Genomic DNA, 18250 nt, shown 5'->3' with positions numbered 1-18250 from the left:
GGCATGGTCGACGCCACGCTTTGGCGGGCAGTTTACAGGCGCCGCCTGCCCTGTGAAGCCCGAAAACATTCAAAGGCAGCTGAAAGGTTAGTGAAAGCTTCGCCCTTTAGCATCCAGCAACGGTGGGTAATGCCCGCCGAGCTACCTGATCCGTAGCGATCGAAAAACGCCTCGAAGCGTTTTCGCCAAAATAAGAACAATAACGGAGTACACCACGATGCTGTCGACCCAGCCCCAGGCTTGCCCGCCTGTCCGTTTTTCCCGTCTTGCCAAGACCGCCCTTGCCAGTGCCACCGCCCTTGCCGGCTTTTCGCCGCTTGCCCAGGCTGCCTTCTTTGAAGACAGTAGCGCGACCCTGGAAACCCGCAATATGTACTTCAACCGCGACTTTCGCGACGGCACCAGCGCGCAGCAATCCAAGCGCGACGAATGGGCTCAGGGCTTCATGCTCAACCTGCAATCGGGCTACACCGACGGCACCGTCGGCTTTGGTGTGGACGCGCTGGGCATGCTTGGGGTCAAGCTCGACTCCAGCCCCGACCGCACAGGTTCTGGCTTGCTGCCCACTGACAACGGCCGCGCTGTCGACGACTACGCCAAACTCGGCCTGACCGGCAAAGTGAAGATCTCCGCCACCGAACTCAAGATCGGTGCGCTGATCCCCGAACTGCCGACCCTCAAGCCCAACGACGGCCGCATCCTGCCGCAGACCTTCAACGGTGGCTTGCTGACCTCCAAAGAATTCAAAAACATGGTGTTTACCGGCGGCCGCCTGGACAAAGCCAAAGACCGCGATTCCACCGACTACGAAGAAATCGCCCTCAACAACAAGAACAGCCGTTTCGTCAGCGGCGCTACCGGCAAGCACTTCAACTTCGGCGGCGTGGACTACAAGTTCGCCGACAAGATCACCGGCAGTTACCACTTCGCCCAACTCGATGACGTGTACCGCCAGCACTTCCTCGGCCTGGTTGCCTCGCGCCCGCTCGGCCCCGGCACCTTCGGCACCGACCTGCGCCTGGCCATCAGTGATGACACGGGCGCGGCCCATGGCGGCAAGATCGACAACAGATCGCTCAACGGCCTGTTCAGCTATGCCCTCAATGGCCATAAGCTCAGCGCCGGCTACCAGCACATGTCCGGCGACAGCGCCTTTCCGTATGTGGATGGGGCCGACCCGTACCTGGTCAACTTCGTACAGATCAACGACTTTGCCGGCGCCGAAGAACGCTCCTGGCAAGCGCGCTACGACTACGACTTCGCCAAGCTGGGCATTCCCGGCCTGAGCTTCATGAGCCGTTACCTGTCGGGTGACAACATCAAGCTCAAGAACGGTGAGACCGGCAAGGAGTGGGAACGCAACAGCGAGATCCGCTACATCGTACAAAGTGGCACGTTCAAGGATGTCGCGTTTCGCCTGCGTAATGCCACGTACCGTTCCAACTACTCGGCCCGTGATGCGGATGAAGTACGCGTGCTGGTCAGCTATAGCGTCGCACTTTGGTAGTAGCCCCTAAATAACAACAAGACGGAGATTCAAATGACCTATTCACTGCGTAAATTGGCCCTCGCCGCCGGCTGCATGTTGTTCGCCGGCCAACTGCTGGCCGCCGACGAACCCAAACGCCCGGAATGCATCGCCCCAGCCTCCCCCGGCGGTGGTTTTGACCTGACCTGCAAACTGGCGCAAAGCGCGTTGGTCAATGAGAAGCTGCTGAGTAAACCGATGCGTGTGACCTACATGCCCGGCGGCGTGGGCGCGGTGGCCTATAACGCGGTGGTAGCACAGCGCCCAGCGGACGGCGGCACACTGGTGGCCTGGTCCAGCGGTTCGCTGTTGAACCTGGCCCAGGGCAAGTTCGGCCGTTTTGATGAAAGCGCCGTGCGTTGGTTGGCAGCGGTCGGCACCAGCTACGGTGCCATCGCAGTGAAAAGCGATTCGCCCTACAAGACCCTCGACGATCTCGTCAAAGCCTTGAAGAAAGATCCGGGCAGCGTGGTGATCGGTTCCGGCGGCACCGTAGGCAGTCAGGACTGGATGCAAACCGCCCTGATCGCCAAGGCCGCCGGCATCAACCCGCGCGAACTGCGTTATGTCGCCCTCGAAGGCGGCGGTGAAATCGCCACCGCCCTGCTCGGCGGCCACATCCAGGTGGGCAGCACCGACATCTCCGACTCCATGCCGCACATCCTCAGCGGTGACATGCGCCTGCTAGCGGTGTTCGCCGAAGAGCGCCTGGACGAGCCGGAAATGAAGAACATTCCGACCGCCAAAGAGCAAGGCTACGACATCGTCTGGCCAGTGGTCCGCGGTTTCTACCTCGGGCCAAAAGTCAGCGATGCCGACTACGCCTGGTGGAAAGGAGCGTTCGACAAACTGCTGGCCTCCGAAGAGTTCGCCAAGCTGCGTGACCAGCGCGAGCTGTTCCCGTTTGCCATGACCGGCCCGGAGCTCGACACCTACGTGAAGAAACAGGTGGCTGACTACAAAGTGCTGGCCAAAGAGTTCGGCCTGATCCAGTAATCGCCCCTCTTTTGCACGGCTGCGCCCTCTTTAACGGGCGGCGCGGCCCAGGAGTTCCACATGCTCTTACAACGCATTTTCGCCTCGGTGATGCTGCTGGTCTGCGCCGGCCTGGCACTGATGGCCTGGCCGTATCAGGCGGCGTTTTCCTACGAGCCGGTCGGCCCACGTGCCTTTCCGCTGCTGATGCTCGGCCTGATGAGCCTGGGCCTGATCTACATGATCTTTCGCCCGCAGCCAACCAAGCACACCGAAGAAGAACCCGCGCTGGACCGCGAAACCCTGATCAAGATCTGCATTTGCGTCGCGCTGCTGATCGTGTTCGCCGGCACTTTCGAGCCCTTGGGCTTCATCCTCAGCAGCATGTTGATCGGTATTCCGATGGCACGCCTGTATGGCGGCCGCTGGTTGCCCAGCGTAGTGATCGTCACCCTCATGGCTATCGGCCTGTACCTGCTGTTCGACAAGGCCATGGATGTACCGCTGCCCCTCGGCCTGCTTGAAGTTCTGGAGAACTGATATGGATACGTTCAGCTATTTGGGCCAGGGCTTCGGCGTTGCACTGACCCCTTACAATCTGGTGACCGCGCTGTGTGGCACCTTGATCGGCACCGTGGTCGGCCTGTTGCCAGGCCTTGGCCCGATCAACGGCGTGGCCTTGTTGATCCCCATCGCGTTCGCGTTGGGCCTGCCGCCGGAATCGGCGCTGATCCTGCTCGCAGCCGTGTACCTGGGCTGCGAATACGGCGGCCGTATCAGCTCGATCCTGCTCAACATCCCGGGCGAAGCTTCTACCGTAATGACTACCCTCGACGGCTACCCGATGGCCCGCAAAGGCCTGGCCGGTGTGGCGTTGTCGCTGTCGGCATGGAGTTCGTTCATCGGCGCGTTTATCGCCACCTGCGGCATGGTGCTGTTTGCGCCGCTGCTGGCCAAATGGGCGATTGCCTTCGGCCCGGCGGAATATTTCGTACTGATGGTGTTCGCGATTGTCTGCCTGGGCGGCATGGCCGGTGACAAACCGCTGAAGACGTTTGTTGCAGCGCTGATCGGCCTGTTCCTCTCGGCCGTGGGCATCGATGCCAACAGCGGCGTGTACCGTTTTACCGGCGACAACATCCACCTCACCGACGGCATCCAGTTTGTGGTGTTGGTACTGGGTCTGTTTTCCATCAGCGAAATCCTGTTGCTGTTGGAAAAAACCCACCGTGGCCAGGAAGCGGTAAAAGCCACCGGGCGCATGATGTTCAATCTGAAGGAAGCCGGTGCTGTCTTTGTAGTTAACATCCGCTGCGGCCTGCTCGGTTTCATCATGGGCGTGCTGCCGGGTGCTGGTGCAACCCTCGCTTCGGCTGTTGCCTACATGACCGAGAAACGCCTGGCCGGTGCCAGCGGCAAATTCGGCCAGGGCGACATGCGCGGCCTCGCTGCGCCGGAAACTGCAATCGGTGCGTCCGCCTGCGGTGCCCTGGTGCCGATGCTCACCCTAGGCGTACCCGGTTCGGGCACCACGGCGGTGATGATCGGCGCGCTGTCGCTGTACAACATCACACCCGGCCCGCTGCTGTTCCAACAGCAACCGGACATCGTCTGGGGCCTGATCGCTTCGTTGTTTGTCGCCAACATCATGCTGGTGATCCTCAACATCCCGATGATCCGCATCTTCACGCGCATCCTCGCCGTACCGAACTGGGCGCTGGTGCCGGTGATCGCCATCATCACCGCCATCGGTGTGTACGCGGTTCACGCCACCACCTTCGACCTGTTCCTGATGGTCGGCATCGGCATCTTCGGTTACATCCTGCGCAAGCTGGACTTCCCGCTGTCGCCGGTACTGCTGGGCTTTATCCTCGGTGGCCTGATGGAGCAGAACCTGCGCCGCGCGCTGTCGATCTCCAACGGCGCGCTGGAAATCCTCTGGTCCAGCCCGATCACCTTTGGCGTGTGGGTACTGACGGCGATCATGTTGTTCGTGCCGCTGCTGCGTATCTGGCGTAAACGTGCCCAACAGCGTCGCGCCCTGGCCGATGTCTGAGGTCACCTTTAAACAATGGTGGGCAACACCGCTGGTCGGCCTGGCCGGCGGTTACCTGGCCAGCCTCGTCGGCTGGCCTTTGCCCTATATGGTCGGCTCGTTGCTGGCGATCATCCTGGTGCGTTGCCTCACGCCGTGGCAGTTGGCGGAGATTCCCGGCGGACGCAAATGTGGCCAATGGGTCGTAGGCATCGGCATCGGGCTGCACTTCACGCCGGTGGTGATCGAGCAAGTGATGAGCCACTTCGGCCTGATTTTCTTCGGTGCGCTGATCACCAGCCTGTCGAGCGTGGTCGGCGTGTGGTTGATGCGCCGCAGCGGCGAAGACCGCGCCACCGCGTTTTTCTCCAGCATGCCGGGCGGTTCCGGTGAAATGGTCAACCTCGGCGCCCGTAATGGCGCAGTGCTCAGCCGTGTCGCAGCGGGGCAAAGTTTGCGTGTGCTGGTGGTGGTGCTGTGTGTGCCGGCGATCTTCAAGTACTTGCTCGAAGGCGGCACGCCGCAGTTTCACCCGGCGCCAGTGAGTTGGGGTTGGCTGGCGCTGCTGTTCCCGCTGGGCGCGCTGGTGGCCTGGGGCTGGCAGCGTTTACGTCAGCCAAACCCGTGGTTGTTCGGGCCACTGTTGGTCAGCGCGACTGCCAGTGTTGTCTGGGACTTGCATTACGGCCTGCCGGACGGCGGCAGCCAGATCGGCCAGTGGCTGATCGGCAGCGGCCTGGGCTGCCACTTCAACCGTCAGTTCTTCCGTCGTGCGCCGTCGTTCATGGGCCGTACCTTGATCGGCACCGCCTTGACCATGGCGCTTGCGACGTTGGCGGCGGTGGGCTTGAGCGCGCTGACGCAGCTGGATTTGCGCTCACTCACCCTGGGCATGATGCCGGGCGGCATTGCCGAAATGAGCCTCACGGCAGAGACTTTGCAGCTGTCGGTGCCTTTGGTAACGGCAATGCAGGTAATGCGCTTGTTGTTTGTGCTGTTTTTGGCTGAGCCGTTGTTCAGGCACTGGAATCGTCAGCCGGAAAAAATCTAAGCCTTCAAAAAACTCCAATGTGGGAGCTGGCTTGCCTGCGATAGCGGTGGTTCAGTCAATAAATGTATCGGCTGACAGACCGTCATCGCAGGCAAGCCAGCTCCCACATTAGTTTGTGACTAACCTTTAGAGTGGCGGCAACCGCCACTCAATCGGCGTCTCGCCATTCTGCTCAAGAAACTTGTTGGTACGACCGAAGTGCCCACACCCCAAAAACCCGCGATACGCCGACAGCGGCGACGGGTGCACCGAGGTCAGCACCAGGTGCTTGGTCGCATCCACCAGCTTTTGCTTGCCTTGCGCATGGGCGCCCCACAACAGGAACACCAGGTGCGGCTGGTGCTCGCTGACCACTTCGATCACACGATCGGTAAAGAACTGCCAGCCCTTGCCCGCGTGGGCATTGGCATTCGCGCGCTCCACGGTCATGGTGGTGTTGAGCATCAGCACGCCCTGTTCGGCCCAGCTTTGCAGGCAGCCGTGGTTGGGAATGTCGATGTTCAGGTCGCGCTTGAGTTCTTTGTAGATATTGACCAGCGACGGCGGCGTTGGCACGCCCGGTTGTACCGAGAAGCACAGGCCATGGGCCTGGCCGGGGCCGTGGTATGGGTCCTGGCCGAGGATCACCACCTTGACCTTGTCCAACGGCGTGGAGTTGAGCGCATTGAAGATCAGCGGGCCAGGCGGGTAGATCTCTTTGCCGGCGGCATGTTCCTGGCGCAGGAACTCGCGTAGTTCGGCCATGTAGGGCTTGTCGAACTCATCCCGCAGGGCGTGTTTCCAGCTGGGTTCGAGTTTGATGCGGTCGCCTTCGGTCATGGTGTGTTCATCGTGTAAAAAAGAATGGGCGAACCCTAGGAAAGCCGACCCCGCTTGTCAATTGATCTGACACATCATCGGCACTTTCCTTTGAAGCGTTCATACTGAACCTTCACTTTCTCGATTGAGGTCACGATGAACCTGCACTTCGAAGAGCTGACCGGCAGCGACGGTGCCCGCCTCGGCATCGCCAGCCTGGACGCGGAAAAATCCCTCAACGCACTGTCCCTGCCCATGATCCTGGCCTTGGAAGAACGCCTGGAGGCCTGGGCCAAAGACCCGAATATCGTGTGTGTACTGCTGCGCGGCAATGGCCCCAAAGCCTTTTGCGCCGGTGGCGAAGTCCGCAGCCTGGCCCAGGCCTGCCGTGAACTCCCCGGCGAAGTGCCCGCCCTGGCCGCGCAGTTCTTCGCCGCTGAATACCGCCTCGACTACCGCCTGCACACCTACCCCAAACCGCTGATCTGCTGGGGGCACGGTTATGTGCTCGGCGGTGGTATGGGCCTGCTGCAGAGCGCTTCGGTGCGTATCGTCACACCGAGCAGCCGCCTGGCCATGCCCGAGATCAGCATCGGCCTGTACCCGGATGTTGGGGCCAGTTGGTTCCTGTCGCGGTTACCGGGCAAGCTTGGGTTATTCCTTGGCCTCACCGGCGCCCATATCAACGGCCGCGATGCGTTGGACCTGGGCCTGGCCGACCGTTTCCTGCGCGATGACCAGCAGGAAGCGTTGATAGATGGCCTGCTGCAATTGAACTGGCAGGAACAAACCGCGATGCAGCTCAACAGCCTGCTCAAGGCGCTCGCCCAGGAAGCCGTTGACCAGCAACCCGAAGCGCAATGGCTGCCGCGCCGTGCGAAGATCGACGAATGGCTGGATGTGGCTGATGTGCGCTGTGCCTGGCGCGCCTTGAGCCCGTTACGTGAGCACGCCGACCCGCTGTTCAGCCGCGCCGGCAAAAACCTGAGTGAAGGCTGCCCGCTGACCGCGCACCTGGTGTGGGAGCAGATCCAGCGGGCGCGGCACCTGTCGTTGGCCGAGGTGTTCCAGATGGAATACACACTGAGCCTCAATTGCTGCCGTTACCCGGAGTTTGCCGAAGGCGTGCGGGCGCGCTTGATCGACAAGGACCAGACGCCCCATTGGCACTGGCCGGATATCAATACGATCCCGGACGCGGTGGTGCAGGCGCATTTCAACAAGGTGTGGGAAGGCCGGCATCCGCTGGCGGATTTGTCCGATTACTGAAAAGTGTCGCCCACAAAAAACGGCGCTTCCTGCGCCGTTTGCATTCAAGGCCTGTCAGCGGTGACCGCCGCGGCCACCTCCATGATCGCCACCCCGACCGTGCCCGCCTCTGCCGCCGTGATCGCCCCAACCCTGGTTCGGATAAGGCCGGTAACCGCCCCTTGGGCCCGAGGGGTAGTAGCGCGGGGCCGGTTGGTAATAACGCGGCGCCGAGTAGTAACGCGGTGCGGGGGCGTAATAGCGCGGAGCCGGTGCGTAATAACGTGGCGCCGAATAGTACGTGCCACCGCCGTAGTAATACGCCGGCGCCGGCGCGGTGTAGACCTCGGATCGATAGTAGCTACCGCCTCCATCGTAGTAGGGCACACAAGCAGAAAGGGTAAGACCGAGTAAAGCGCTGAGCAGCAGTCGTCGATACATGGCGGCCTCCTGGACCGCGGAAGAGCACCTCCAGCGACGCGGGAGGGCGGCACCCGGCTTTCGCCGAATGACACAGTATCGGACATCGAAAACCAGATCTGGTGCGTTTTGGTAACAACTTGATACATGACCGTAGGCGGTCGATACGATCCGTTGCGCATCCCGGTAACTATCAAGTTACTTTATCGATTCAGTAAATTTTGCTGGCCCGGAACCTTGTCGATTGCGATGATGTCACTATGACATCTCACATGGCCAGGGAGGCTCTATCGTGCGCCCCTCGCCAATATCGCCGGATTAGAGTCATGAAAATTTCAACCAAGCTGCTGCTTTCATTCCTACTGTGCGCACTGGTCACCCTCGGGGTTGGCCTGCTGGGTATCAAAAGCGTCGTGCGCCTTTCCAGCGCATTGGAACTCACGTTCTCCAACAACCTGGTTTCCGTCAGCAACACGGCAAGTACGCTCAATGGTCTGGTCGCCCACAACCGTGGTCTGTACCGTTTGCTGGACGCCAGCAAGGGCGACGTCTCCGCCCAGGACCGCGACCGCGTGACCCAGGACATCGCCAACGAACTCAAACGCAGCCAGAGCGCCTACGCCACCTACCGCGCCACGCCGCTGGCAGACGACGAACGGGCAGCCGGTGACAAGCTCGACCAGATCTGGCCCACCTACATCAGCAACTCCGAGCGCATCGTCGCGATGATGAACGGCGGCCAGCTCGAGCAGGCGCGCGCTCAGCTCAACAGCACCAACAATGAGCTGTTCCGTCAGGCGCGCGAGCTGATCCGTGTGATTATCGATTCCAACAACCGCCAGATCCAGGAAGGCGCCGCCGCCGCCGCCGACCTGCGCAGCAGCGCGTTGACCTGGATGATCAGCGGCATCGTGCTGGCCTTCATCATCGCCCTCATCATTGGCGTGCTGATCACCCGCCTGATCACCCGCCCTATCGCCCAGGCCGTCGAGAGCGCCCAACGCATTGCCAAGGGTGACCTGACCCAAGCCATCATCACCGACCGTACTGACGAAGCCGGAAAATTGTTGATGGCATTGGCCGACATGCAGGGCGGGCTGAAAAGCACGCTGGTGGAAATCGCCAACGCCGCCGACCAGCTCGCCTCCGCCGCTGAAGAACTCAGTGCGGTCACCGACGAAAGCAGCCGTGGCCTCACGCGCCAGAATGACGAAATCCAGCAAGCCGCCACTGCCGTCAACCAGATGACGGCGGCGGTGGATGAAGTGGCCAGCAATGCGGTGTCGACCGCCGAAGCCTCGCGCCAGGCCACCACTGAAGCGGAGGAAGGCCGTGAGCAGGTGGCGCAGGCCGTGTCCGGTATGAGTTCGATGGTGGTCGAGATCAACGATTCGACACAATCGGTGGCCGACCTGGCCAGCCAGGTGCGCGAGATCGGCAAGGTGATCGACGTGATCCGCGGTATCGCCGACCAGACCAACCTGCTGGCCCTTAACGCCGCCATCGAAGCCGCACGCGCGGGTGAGCAAGGCCGTGGTTTTGCGGTGGTGGCCGATGAAGTCCGCGCGCTGGCCCATCGCACCCAGACCTCCACCGTCGATATCGAAAAAATGATCGGCGAAGTGCAGGTCGGCGCCGATGACGCCGTGGCAGCCATGAACAAAAGCCTGACCTGGGCCAACAACACCCAAACCCTGGCGCAAAACGCCGGCGAAGCCCTGGAACGCATCACCGCCAGCGTGGCGAAGATCAACGAACGCAACCTGGTGATCGCCTCCGCGTCGGAAGAGCAGGCGCAGGTAGCCCGCGAAGTGGACCGCAACCTCCTCAACATCCAGGACCTGTCGACCCAGACCGCTGCCGGTGCCAACCAGACCAACGCCTCCAGCCAGGACCTGTCCCGCTTGGCCACCTCATTCAACGTGCTGGTCAGCAAGTTCCGGTTGTAACCGCCTCATTGCAGTGCGCCAACGCACCCGAGTGGCGCACGCACACCCCTCTTCCCCGCCACGCCCGGCCGTAAATCGGGCCTCTGGCCCAGTTGGCACGACTCTCGCTTTGCCTCTCCCGTGCAGGATTCATCACAGGTTCGCGGCACCACAATTTGCAATGGCCGACTAGGGTTCCGGCTCGCTTGAAAAGCGAGTGGCTGGTCCGAGAGTTGGCGACCTCCAGTTGAGGTTACACGGCGGGATAAAAGCCCGGGAGACAAGCCACCGTTCACGGTGCCGCGTTGCTCCTGCTCGCCCATGTTCAACTGGAGAAGCCCCATGCCCACAATCCGTTTACCCGCCCTGCTCGCCGCCGCCTTCGCCGCCGTGCTGAGCTTTCAAACCCAAGCCGCGACCAAAGACCACTTCAGTGTGTGCTGGACTATCTATGCCGGCTGGATGCCGTGGGAATACGCCGGCAGCCAAGGCATCCTCGACAAGTGGGCCAAGAAGTACGGCATCAAGATCGACATGGTGCAGCTCAATGACTATGTCGAGTCCATCAACCAATACACCGCCGGCCAGTTCGACGGCTGCACCATGACCAACATGGACGCCCTGACCATTCCCGCCGCCGGTGGTGTGGACAGCACCGCGCTGGTGGTCAGCGACTTTTCCAACGGCAATGATGGCGTGGTGGTCAAGGGCACCGGCAAGACCGTGGCCGACCTCAAGGGCATGAACGTCAACCTGGTGGAACTCTCGGTGTCCCACTACCTGCTGGCCCGCGCGCTGGAGTCGGCTGACCTCACCGAAAAAGACCTCAAAGTCGTCAACACCTCCGACGCCGACATCGCCGCGGCCTTCAACACCGACCAGGTGCAAGCCGTGACCACCTGGAACCCGATGCTCTCCGAGATCAAGGCTAAACCGGGCGTCACCCAAGTGTTCGACTCCAGCAAAGTGCCCGGCGAAATCATGGACATGATGGTGGTCAACACCCAAACCCTCAAAGACAACCCGGCCCTGGGCAAAGCGCTGACCGGCGCCTGGTTTGAAGTGGTCGCGCTGATGAACGCCAAAAACGCTGCCAGCACCGCGGCGCTTGAACATATGGCCAAGGCCTCCGGCACCGACCTCAAGGGTTTCCAGGCGCAACTGGACACCACCAAGCTGTTCGCCACGCCCAAGGAAGCGCTGGCGTTCGCCACCAGCGCGCAACTGCCCGCCACCCTGCGCAAGGTCGCCGAGTTCTCGTTTGAACACGGCCTGCTCGGCGAAGGGGCCAGGGACGCCAGCGCCGTGGGCATGAGCTTCGCCAATGGCATCACCAGCGGCGACACCGCCAACCTCAAGCTGCATTTCGACCCCAGCTACGTGCAGATGGCCGCCGACGGCACGCTGTAAGAGGACCCGGCCATGCGCCTGATCAACCGTCACCCGGAACGCTCCAGCCGCCTGCTGTTGGTGCTGCTGCCGTTCGCCCTGCTGCTGTTCGCCTACTTTGTAGGCTCGGCCGAGCGCCTGGCGGATAACCCCAACGACAAACTGCTGCCCAGCGCCGCGCAAATGGGCGACGCGGTGAAACGCCTGGCGTTCAGCGCCGATACGCGCACCGGTGAATATGTGCTGTGGCAAGACAGCGCCTCCAGCCTGCGCCGCCTGGCGATCGGCTTGGGCATCAGCGCCCTCGCCGGCCTGTGCCTGGGCATCGCCGCCGGCACACTGCCGTTGTTTGGCGCGCCGTTGTCGCCACTGCTCACGGTGCTGTCGATGGTGCCACCTTTGGCGATATTGCCGATTCTGTTCATCGTGTTTGGCCTGGGCGAACTGTCCAAGGTGATGCTGATCGTCATCGGTATCACCCCGGCGCTGGCCCGTGACTTGGAGCAACGCGCGCGGGAAATCCCCGTGGAGCTGCTGGTCAAGGCGCAGACCCTCGGCGCGTCCACCTGGACGTTGATGCTGCGTGTGGTACTGCCGCAACTGCTGCCGCGCTTGCTGATCTCGCTGCGGCTGATGCTCGGCTCGGCGTGGTTGTTCCTGATCGCCGCCGAAGCCATCGCCTCCACCGACGGCCTCGGCTACCGGATCTTCCTGGTGCGCCGCTACCTGGCGATGGACGTGATCTTGCCCTACGTGGTGTGGATCACCCTGCTCGCCTGGCTGATGGATTGGGGCCTCAAAACCCTCACACGGCGTGCGTTCCCCTGGTACGAAGGAGCGCGGCCATGAGTTTTATCAGCGTCAACAATGTGTGGCAGCGCTATGGCGAACAGGTGGTGTTGGAAGGGCTCAACCTGCATGTCGATGAGGGTGAGTTTTGCACCCTGGTCGGCACGTCCGGCTGCGGCAAATCGACCTTCCTGCGCTTGTTGCTGGGCCAGGAAACCGCGAGCAAAGGCCAGATCCTGCTGGACGGCCAACCACTTGCCGGCGAGCCGGATGCCAGCCGTGGCGTGGTGTTCCAGCGTTACTCGGTGTTCGCGCATTTGACGGTGCTGGACAACGTTGCGCTTGGCCTTGAGCTACCGCGCTCGCCGCTGCTGGGACGGCTGTTCGGCAAAGCCAAACAAGAAGCACGGGAACAGGCCGCCGCCCTGCTGCAAAAAGTCGGCCTCGGCCACGCACTGGACAAATACCCGGCGCAGCTCTCCGGCGGCATGCAGCAACGCCTGGCCATCGCCCAGGCCCTGCTCATGAAACCCCGCGTATTGCTGCTGGACGAACCCTTCGGCGCCCTCGACCCGGGCATTCGCAAAGACATGCATCAGCTGTTGCTGGCGCTATGGCGCGAAACCCGGCTGACGGTGTTCATGGTCACCCACGACCTCAGCGAAGGTTTCAGCCTCGGCACACGCTTGCTGGTGTTCGACAAAGTCCGTGTCGACCCCCACGCCCCCGGCGCCTATGGCGCGCGCATCACCTACGACATCCCTTTGAACAGCGAGCGCCGTAAAGCGCTGGCCGCCGAACTTGGAGCGACTTGCAAATGACCGATTCCATTCAACTGTTCCCACCCTTCGCCGAAGAAATGCTGCCCGGCGGCGGCCACCGCTCCTTTGTGCTCAAGCGCGGCCAACTGCTGCGCCTCACGGATATTCGCGGTGGTGCCAACGTCAGCCTGACCCTGCTCAATGCCAATGAAAAAACCGAGCGTCTGAACCTGCCCGACAGCCTCAAATGCCAACACACCGCCAAGCTCACCCGCGGCCATTGCCTGTACTCGGACATGGGCCGCGTGCTGGCCGCCATCACCGCCGACACCTGCGGCTGGAGTGACAGCATCGGCGGCGTGCTGTGCGCCGCCGAAGTGGCCGAGAAGTACGGCCAGGGCCGCTATCAGGAGCTGCGCAACGGCTTCTTTCGCAACGGCACCGACAACCTGTTGGTGGAATTGGGCAAGTGGGGGTTGGGGCTTAGCGACCTGCTGATGACCCTCAACCTGTTCAGCCGGGTCAGCGTTGACGAAGGCGGCGGCCTGCACTTTGTACCGGGCAATTCCAAAGCCGGCGACTACATCGAACTCTACGCGCCGATGGACACACTGGTGGTGCTGACCGCGCTGCAACACCCGATGGACCCCAACCCGAACTACGCGCCGCAACCGCTGAAACTCAGCTGGATGAACGCCGATTCCAGTGTCGCCGAACACTGCCGCACTTCGCGCCCGGAAAACGAGCGCGGCTTTATCAACACCGACCGCCTGTTCGCCTGAGGAACTGCCATGTCTATCGCACTGAAACAACCCGAGGCAGCCGTGTACCGCGCCACCATTCCTGCTGGCGAGCCATGGCTGATGGAGGTCAAGGCCGGGCAGACCCTGCGCATCCTCGACCTGGAGGGCAACCAGGCCGTCGACACGCTGTTCTACAGCCGCAAAAACCCCAAGGAACGCTACGACGTACAGCGCACATTACGCCGGCAAAACCGCGTGTACCTGAGCACCGGCAGCGTGCTGTATTCCAACCTTGGCCAGCCGATGCTGACCATCGTCGATGACACCTGCGGGCGCCACGACACCCTCGGCGGTGCCTGTGCCCAAGAGAGCAACACCGTGCGCTACGCCCTGGAAAAACGCTACATGCACAGCTGCCGCGACAACTACCTGCGCGCCTGCGCCCACGACGGTCGGCTGGGTAAAGGTGACATCGGGCCGAACATCAATTTCTTCATGAATGTGCCGGTCACCGCCGACGGCGGGCTGACCTTTGAAGACGGCATTTCCGCGCCCGGCAAGTACGTCGACCTGCGTGCGCAGATGGACGTGATCGTGCTGATCTCCAACTGCCCGCAACTGAACAACCCATGCAACGGCTACAACCCGACCCCTGCGGAGTTACTGGTATGGAACTGAAAATAAAACGCCTGCGTAAGTGGTTATTCGCCCTGTGCCAGTCCCGAGCCGGGCAATGCATCCGAAAACACTAGCGATCAACTGTGGGAGCTGGCTTGCCTGCGATAGCGGTCCATCAGCCAACCGATAAGCTGACTGCCCTACCGCCATCGCGGGCAAGCCCGGCTCCCACACTGACCACAGGCACTGCGGACGACCGCAGTGCTCCCTCACTTTGCGGGACGGCCCGCAGGGTTTTGCCATGTTCGAAAAACTCTTGATCGCCAACCGTGGCGCCATCGCCTGCCGCATCCTGCGCACCTTGCGCGAGCTGCAGGTCAAAGGCATCGCCGTCTACGCCGAAGCCGACGCAGCCAGCCTGCATATCCAGCAAGCCGACGAGGCCTACAGCCTCGGCGAAGGCGCGGCGGCGGCCACCTACCTGGCAGTCGAAAAAATCCTCGCCACCGCCAAGGCCTGTGGCGCCAAGGCGATTCATCCTGGCTACGGTTTTCTCTCAGAGAACGCCGCCTTTGCCCAAGCCTGCGAAAATGCGGGGATAGCCTTCGTCGGTCCGACACCCGAACAGCTGCGCGTATTCGGCCTCAAGCACACCGCGCGGGCCTTGGCCAAACACCATCAAATTCCATTATTGGAAGGCACCGAGCTGCTCGACAGCCTCGATACAGCGTTGCTGGCGGCCGAAACCGTGAGCTATCCAGTCATGCTCAAAAGCACCGCAGGCGGCGGTGGCATCGGCATGCGTGTGTGCCGCAATGCGACAGAGCTGAGTGAGTCCTTTGAAGCGGTCAAACGCCTGGGGCAAAACAACTTCAGCGATGCCGGTGTGTTTATCGAGAAATACATCGAGCACGCCCGCCACCTGGAAGTGCAGGTGTTCGGCGACGGTTTGGGCGACGTCATCGCCCTTGGCGTGCGCGACTGTTCCGTGCAACGGCGCAACCAGAAAGTCCTCGAAGAAACACCCGCGCCGAACCTGCCCGACGGCATGGCCGAAGCCTTGTGCACGGCGGCCATCACCCTGGCCAGGGCGGTCAATTACCGCAGCGCCGGCACCGTGGAGTTCATCTTTGACAGCGCTGACGGCCGCTTCTACTTCCTCGAAGTGAACACGCGCCTGCAGGTAGAACACGGCGTCACCGAACAAGTCTGGGGCGTCGACCTGGTGCGCTGGATGGTGCAATTGGCGGCGGGTGAACTACCTGCGTTGAGAGAATTGAAGCTGCACCCTCAGGGCCACGCGATTCAGGCGCGGCTGTATGCGGAAGATCCAGGCAAGGATTTCCAGCCGAGCCCAGGCCTGTTAACCCGTGTGGATTTCCCGACGGCTGAAGGTTTGCGGATCGACACCTGGGTGCAAGCCGGTTGCGAAATCCCGCCCTACTTCGACCCAATGATCGCCAAGCTCATCACGTGGGCGCCGACCCGCGAACAGGCGCGTCTGAGTCTGCATCAGGCATTGAGCGACAGCCAGCTCTACGGCGTGGAAACCAACCGCGACTACCTGCGCCAAATCCTGCTGGCCACGCCGTTTGCCAGCGGCCGCCCGTGGACGCGTTGCCTGGAAGGCCTGGTCTACAGCGCCAGCACCTTCGAAGTGCTCAGCGCCGGCACCCAAACCAGTGTGCAGGACTACCCCGGCCGCCTCGGCTACTGGGCCGTCGGTGTGCCGCCCTCCGGGCCAATGGACAGCCGCGCACTGCGCCTGGGCAATCGCCTGCTGGGTAACGACGACGGCGCGGCGGCGCTGGAAATCACCATGAATGGGCCGCTGTTGCGCTTTAATTGCGCGGCGGTCGTCGCTGTTACCGGCGCAGCCATCACGCTGTTGCTGAACGACCAACCAGTGCCGATGAACACAGCGTTGCGGATTGAAGCAGGCGCGGTGTTGAGCCTTGGCAGCATCATAGGTGCCGGTGCGCGCAGCTATCTGTGCCTGCGCGGCGGGTTGCAAGTGCCGGATTACCTGGGCAGCAAAAGCACCTTCACCCTCGGCCAGTTCGGCGGGCACGCAGGGCGCGCTTTACGCACTGGCGATGTGTTGCATTTGCTGCCACTGACAGACGCCGACGCCGGCCAGCAATTGATCGCTGAACCCCTGCCTGCGGTGCGCACGCTGCGGGTGATTTATGGCCCGCACGGCGCGCCGGAATACTTCAAGCCTGAATACATCGACACCTTCTTCGCCACCCAATGGGAAGTGCACTTCAACTCCAGCCGCACCGGCGTGCGACTGATCGGGCCAAAACCTTTATGGGCGCGCACGGACGGTGGCGAAGCGGGGCTGCATCCGTCGAATATTCATGACAACCCCTATGCCATCGGCGCGGTGGATTTCACCGGGGACATGCCCGTGATCCTGGGGCCGGATGGGCCGAGCCTGGGCGGGTTTGTGTGCCCGGTGACGGTGATCGAGGCGGACCTTTGGCAGTTGGGGCAACTCAAGGCCGGGGACAAACTGCGGTTCGAACCGGTGAACCTCAAAACCGCCCGCGACCTCGCCCTGAAATGGGATCAATGTGGGAGCTGGCTTGCCTGCGATCCAGACAACTCGGTACCTCAGGCAGACCACATTGATGCCATCGCGGGCAAGCCCGGCTCCCACATCGACCGTGGCCCACTTACGATCGGATCGCCTGTGGTGCTGGAGTTGGGTGAAAGCGACACCCGCCTCGTCGCCCGCCTCGCCGGCGACACTCACCTGCTGCTGGAAATCGGCGCCCCCGAGCTGGACCTGGTGCTGCGCTTTCGTGCTCATGCACTCATGCAAGCCCTGGAAACTCTCGCCCTGCCAGGTGTCATCGACCTGACCCCAGGCATCCGTTCCCTGCAAATCCACTACCAGCCCGAACAACTGCCGCTGGCCGGTTTACTGGCGTTGATCACCACGCAATGGGCCGCTGTGTGCGCCACCCCCAACCTGCAAGTGCCCTCGCGCATCGTGCACTTGCCGCTGTCGTGGGACGACCCGGCGTGCCAGCTGGCGATCGAAAAATACATGACCACCGTGCGCAAGGACGCGCCGTGGTGCCCGAGCAACCTGGAGTTCATCCGTCGCATCAACGACCTCGCCAACCTCGATGAAGTGCGCCACACCGTGTTCGATGCCAGCTACCTGGTAATGGGCCTGGGTGACGTTTACCTCGGTGCCCCGGTGGCCACACCGCTGGACCCGCGTCACCGTCTGGTGACCACCAAATACAACCCGGCGCGCACCTGGACCGCCGAGAATTCGGTGGGCATTGGCGGCGCTTATTTGTGCGTGTACGGCATGGAAGGCCCAGGCGGTTATCAGTTTGTGGGCCGCACCTTGCAGATGTGGAACCGCTACCGGGAGGTCTCGGCGTTTGATGGCAAGCCGTGGTTATTGCGGTTCTTTGACCAGATCCGTTTTTACCCGGTGACGGCTGATGAGCTGGTGCAGATCCGGCGCGACTTTCCGCTGGGGCGCTTTGAATTGAGCATCGAGCACAGCCAGTTGAACCTCGCGGAGTATCAGGATTTCCTCGCGCGCGAAGCCGCAAGCATTGGCGCGTTTCGTGAGCATCAGCAGCACGCCTTCAATGCCGAGCGTGAACGCTGGATTGCCAGTGGCCAGGCGCATTTCGACAGTGAAGAACTCGCGGCACCACAAGGTGCAGACACGCCGTTGCAGGCCAACCAAATCAGTGTCGACAGCCCGATCGCCGGCAACCTCTGGCAAGTCCAGGTGGCTAACGGCGAGCGCGTGTCGGCTGGCGATGTGCTGGTGATTCTGGAGTCAATGAAAATGGAAATCCCGGTAGTGGCGCCGTTCGCCGGCACCGTGCGCGAGATCCCCGTGCAACCCGGCAGCGGCATCGGCGCCGGGCAACGGGTGGTGGTGCTCGAACGTGACTGACTCTTCTATTTCTACAGGCGGACAAGC

Annotated in this window: 15 protein-coding genes and 1 riboswitch; of the genes, 13 read left to right on the top strand and 2 right to left on the bottom strand. The window is 62.1% G+C overall.

Annotated features, from left to right (window positions below; all coding sequences use genetic code 11):
• Window positions 1–217: 217 nt before the first annotated feature.
• From HU759_RS08355 to HU759_RS08335, 5 genes are read left to right on the top strand one after another with little or no spacing between them, the layout of a single operon-like run.
• Window positions 218–1507, top strand: coding sequence for an OprD family porin (locus tag HU759_RS08355; RefSeq protein WP_170040575.1), 1290 nt, complete (start codon window positions 218–220; stop codon window positions 1505–1507).
• Window positions 1508–1534: 27 nt separating this feature from the next.
• The gene (locus HU759_RS08350) at window positions 1535–2524 is read left to right on the top strand and encodes a tripartite tricarboxylate transporter substrate binding protein (RefSeq protein WP_186617505.1); all 990 of its coding nucleotides are present in this window, start codon (window positions 1535–1537) and stop codon (window positions 2522–2524) included.
• 60 nt (window positions 2525–2584) lie between these two features.
• Complete coding sequence (locus HU759_RS08345; protein ID WP_017137319.1) at window positions 2585–3043, top strand: tripartite tricarboxylate transporter TctB family protein; 459 nt, start codon at window positions 2585–2587, stop codon at window positions 3041–3043.
• 1 nt (window position 3044) lies between these two features.
• Window positions 3045–4559, top strand: a complete 1515-nt coding sequence (locus HU759_RS08340; RefSeq protein WP_065929105.1) for a tripartite tricarboxylate transporter permease — start codon at window positions 3045–3047, stop codon at window positions 4557–4559.
• Window positions 4552–5589, top strand: coding sequence for an AbrB family transcriptional regulator (locus HU759_RS08335; RefSeq protein ID WP_026013720.1), 1038 nt, complete (start codon window positions 4552–4554; stop codon window positions 5587–5589). Before HU759_RS08340 ends, HU759_RS08335 begins: the two co-directional genes overlap by 8 nt.
• 126 nt (window positions 5590–5715) lie before the next feature.
• Here the strand turns inward: HU759_RS08335 and ung are convergent, their stop codons facing one another.
• Window positions 5716–6408 carry a uracil-DNA glycosylase gene (ung, locus tag HU759_RS08330; RefSeq protein ID WP_169985500.1) on the bottom strand — a complete coding sequence of 231 codons (693 nt, stop codon included), beginning with the start codon at window positions 6406–6408 and terminating at the stop codon, window positions 5716–5718.
• Window positions 6409–6543: 135 nt separating this feature from the next.
• Here ung and HU759_RS08325 point away from each other — a divergent pair, with 135 nt between their 5' ends.
• A complete protein-coding gene (locus HU759_RS08325; RefSeq protein ID WP_186617471.1) occupies window positions 6544–7656 on the top strand; it encodes an enoyl-CoA hydratase/isomerase family protein in 1113 nt (370 codons plus the stop codon).
• 54 nt (window positions 7657–7710) lie between these two features.
• On the opposite strand, the gene HU759_RS08320 is transcribed toward HU759_RS08325, so the two are convergent.
• The gene (locus tag HU759_RS08320; RefSeq protein WP_017137314.1) at window positions 7711–8076 is read right to left on the bottom strand and encodes a hypothetical protein; all 366 of its coding nucleotides are present in this window, start codon (window positions 8074–8076) and stop codon (window positions 7711–7713) included.
• Between the two features lie 305 nt (window positions 8077–8381).
• On the opposite strand from HU759_RS08320, the gene HU759_RS08315 reads away from it, so the two are divergent.
• The 7 genes from HU759_RS08315 to uca all read left to right on the top strand — a co-directional run bounded on the left by HU759_RS08315 (window position 8382) and on the right by uca (window position 18223).
• Entirely contained in the window at window positions 8382–10004 is a 1623-nt protein-coding gene (locus HU759_RS08315; RefSeq protein WP_186617469.1) for a methyl-accepting chemotaxis protein, read from the top strand.
• Between the two features lie 157 nt (window positions 10005–10161).
• A riboswitch (guanidine-I (ykkC/yxkD leader) is annotated at window positions 10162–10265 on the top strand.
• A 60-nt stretch (window positions 10266–10325) separates the two neighbouring features.
• The gene (locus tag HU759_RS08310; RefSeq protein ID WP_186617467.1) at window positions 10326–11393 is read left to right on the top strand and encodes a putative urea ABC transporter substrate-binding protein; all 1068 of its coding nucleotides are present in this window, start codon (window positions 10326–10328) and stop codon (window positions 11391–11393) included.
• Window positions 11394–11405: 12 nt separating this feature from the next.
• Entirely contained in the window at window positions 11406–12221 is an 816-nt protein-coding gene (locus HU759_RS08305; RefSeq protein WP_176991240.1) for an ABC transporter permease, read from the top strand.
• A complete protein-coding gene (locus tag HU759_RS08300; RefSeq protein ID WP_186617465.1) occupies window positions 12218–12982 on the top strand; it encodes an ABC transporter ATP-binding protein in 765 nt (254 codons plus the stop codon). The genes HU759_RS08305 and HU759_RS08300 overlap by 4 nt, the downstream gene beginning before the upstream one ends.
• Window positions 12979–13704 (top strand): urea amidolyase associated protein UAAP1, encoded by a 726-nt coding sequence (locus HU759_RS08295; protein WP_138453786.1) that lies wholly within the window; start codon window positions 12979–12981, stop codon window positions 13702–13704. Before HU759_RS08300 ends, HU759_RS08295 begins: the two co-directional genes overlap by 4 nt.
• Before the next feature lie 9 nt (window positions 13705–13713).
• Window positions 13714–14343 (top strand): urea amidolyase associated protein UAAP2, encoded by a 630-nt coding sequence (locus HU759_RS08290; RefSeq protein WP_186617463.1) that lies wholly within the window; start codon window positions 13714–13716, stop codon window positions 14341–14343.
• Window positions 14344–14584: 241 nt separating this feature from the next.
• Window positions 14585–18223 carry an urea carboxylase gene (gene uca, locus HU759_RS08285; protein ID WP_186617461.1) on the top strand — a complete coding sequence of 1213 codons (3639 nt, stop codon included), beginning with the start codon at window positions 14585–14587 and terminating at the stop codon, window positions 18221–18223.
• The last annotated feature ends 27 nt before the right edge of the window (window positions 18224–18250 follow it).

Origin of the sequence: Pseudomonas sp. OE 28.3, assembly GCF_014268205.2 — a bacterium.
GTDB lineage: Bacteria > Pseudomonadota > Gammaproteobacteria > Pseudomonadales > Pseudomonadaceae > Aquipseudomonas > Aquipseudomonas edaphica.
This window is presented reverse-complemented; position numbering and strand designations above follow the sequence as displayed.

What these genes read in the sequence shown, in the direction of transcription:
- HU759_RS08355 (WP_170040575.1), top strand. Translation starts at nt 218, where the DNA reads ATGCTGTCGACCCAGCCCCAGGCTTGCCCGCCTGTCCGTTTTTCCCGT.
- HU759_RS08345 (WP_017137319.1), top strand. Translation starts at nt 2,585, where the DNA reads ATGCTCTTACAACGCATTTTCGCCTCGGTGATGCTGCTGGTCTGCGCC.
- HU759_RS08340 (WP_065929105.1), top strand. Translation starts at nt 3,045, where the DNA reads ATGGATACGTTCAGCTATTTGGGCCAGGGCTTCGGCGTTGCACTGACC.
- HU759_RS08335 (WP_026013720.1), top strand. Translation starts at nt 4,552, where the DNA reads ATGTCTGAGGTCACCTTTAAACAATGGTGGGCAACACCGCTGGTCGGC.
- ung (WP_169985500.1), bottom strand. Translation starts at nt 6,408, where the DNA reads ATGACCGAAGGCGACCGCATCAAACTCGAACCCAGCTGGAAACACGCC.
- HU759_RS08325 (WP_186617471.1), top strand. Translation starts at nt 6,544, where the DNA reads ATGAACCTGCACTTCGAAGAGCTGACCGGCAGCGACGGTGCCCGCCTC.
- HU759_RS08320 (WP_017137314.1), bottom strand. Translation starts at nt 8,076, where the DNA reads ATGTATCGACGACTGCTGCTCAGCGCTTTACTCGGTCTTACCCTTTCT.
- HU759_RS08315 (WP_186617469.1), top strand. Translation starts at nt 8,382, where the DNA reads ATGAAAATTTCAACCAAGCTGCTGCTTTCATTCCTACTGTGCGCACTG.
- HU759_RS08310 (WP_186617467.1), top strand. Translation starts at nt 10,326, where the DNA reads ATGCCCACAATCCGTTTACCCGCCCTGCTCGCCGCCGCCTTCGCCGCC.
- HU759_RS08305 (WP_176991240.1), top strand. Translation starts at nt 11,406, where the DNA reads ATGCGCCTGATCAACCGTCACCCGGAACGCTCCAGCCGCCTGCTGTTG.
- HU759_RS08300 (WP_186617465.1), top strand. Translation starts at nt 12,218, where the DNA reads ATGAGTTTTATCAGCGTCAACAATGTGTGGCAGCGCTATGGCGAACAG.
- HU759_RS08295 (WP_138453786.1), top strand. Translation starts at nt 12,979, where the DNA reads ATGACCGATTCCATTCAACTGTTCCCACCCTTCGCCGAAGAAATGCTG.
- HU759_RS08290 (WP_186617463.1), top strand. Translation starts at nt 13,714, where the DNA reads ATGTCTATCGCACTGAAACAACCCGAGGCAGCCGTGTACCGCGCCACC.
- uca (WP_186617461.1), top strand. Translation starts at nt 14,585, where the DNA reads ATGTTCGAAAAACTCTTGATCGCCAACCGTGGCGCCATCGCCTGCCGC.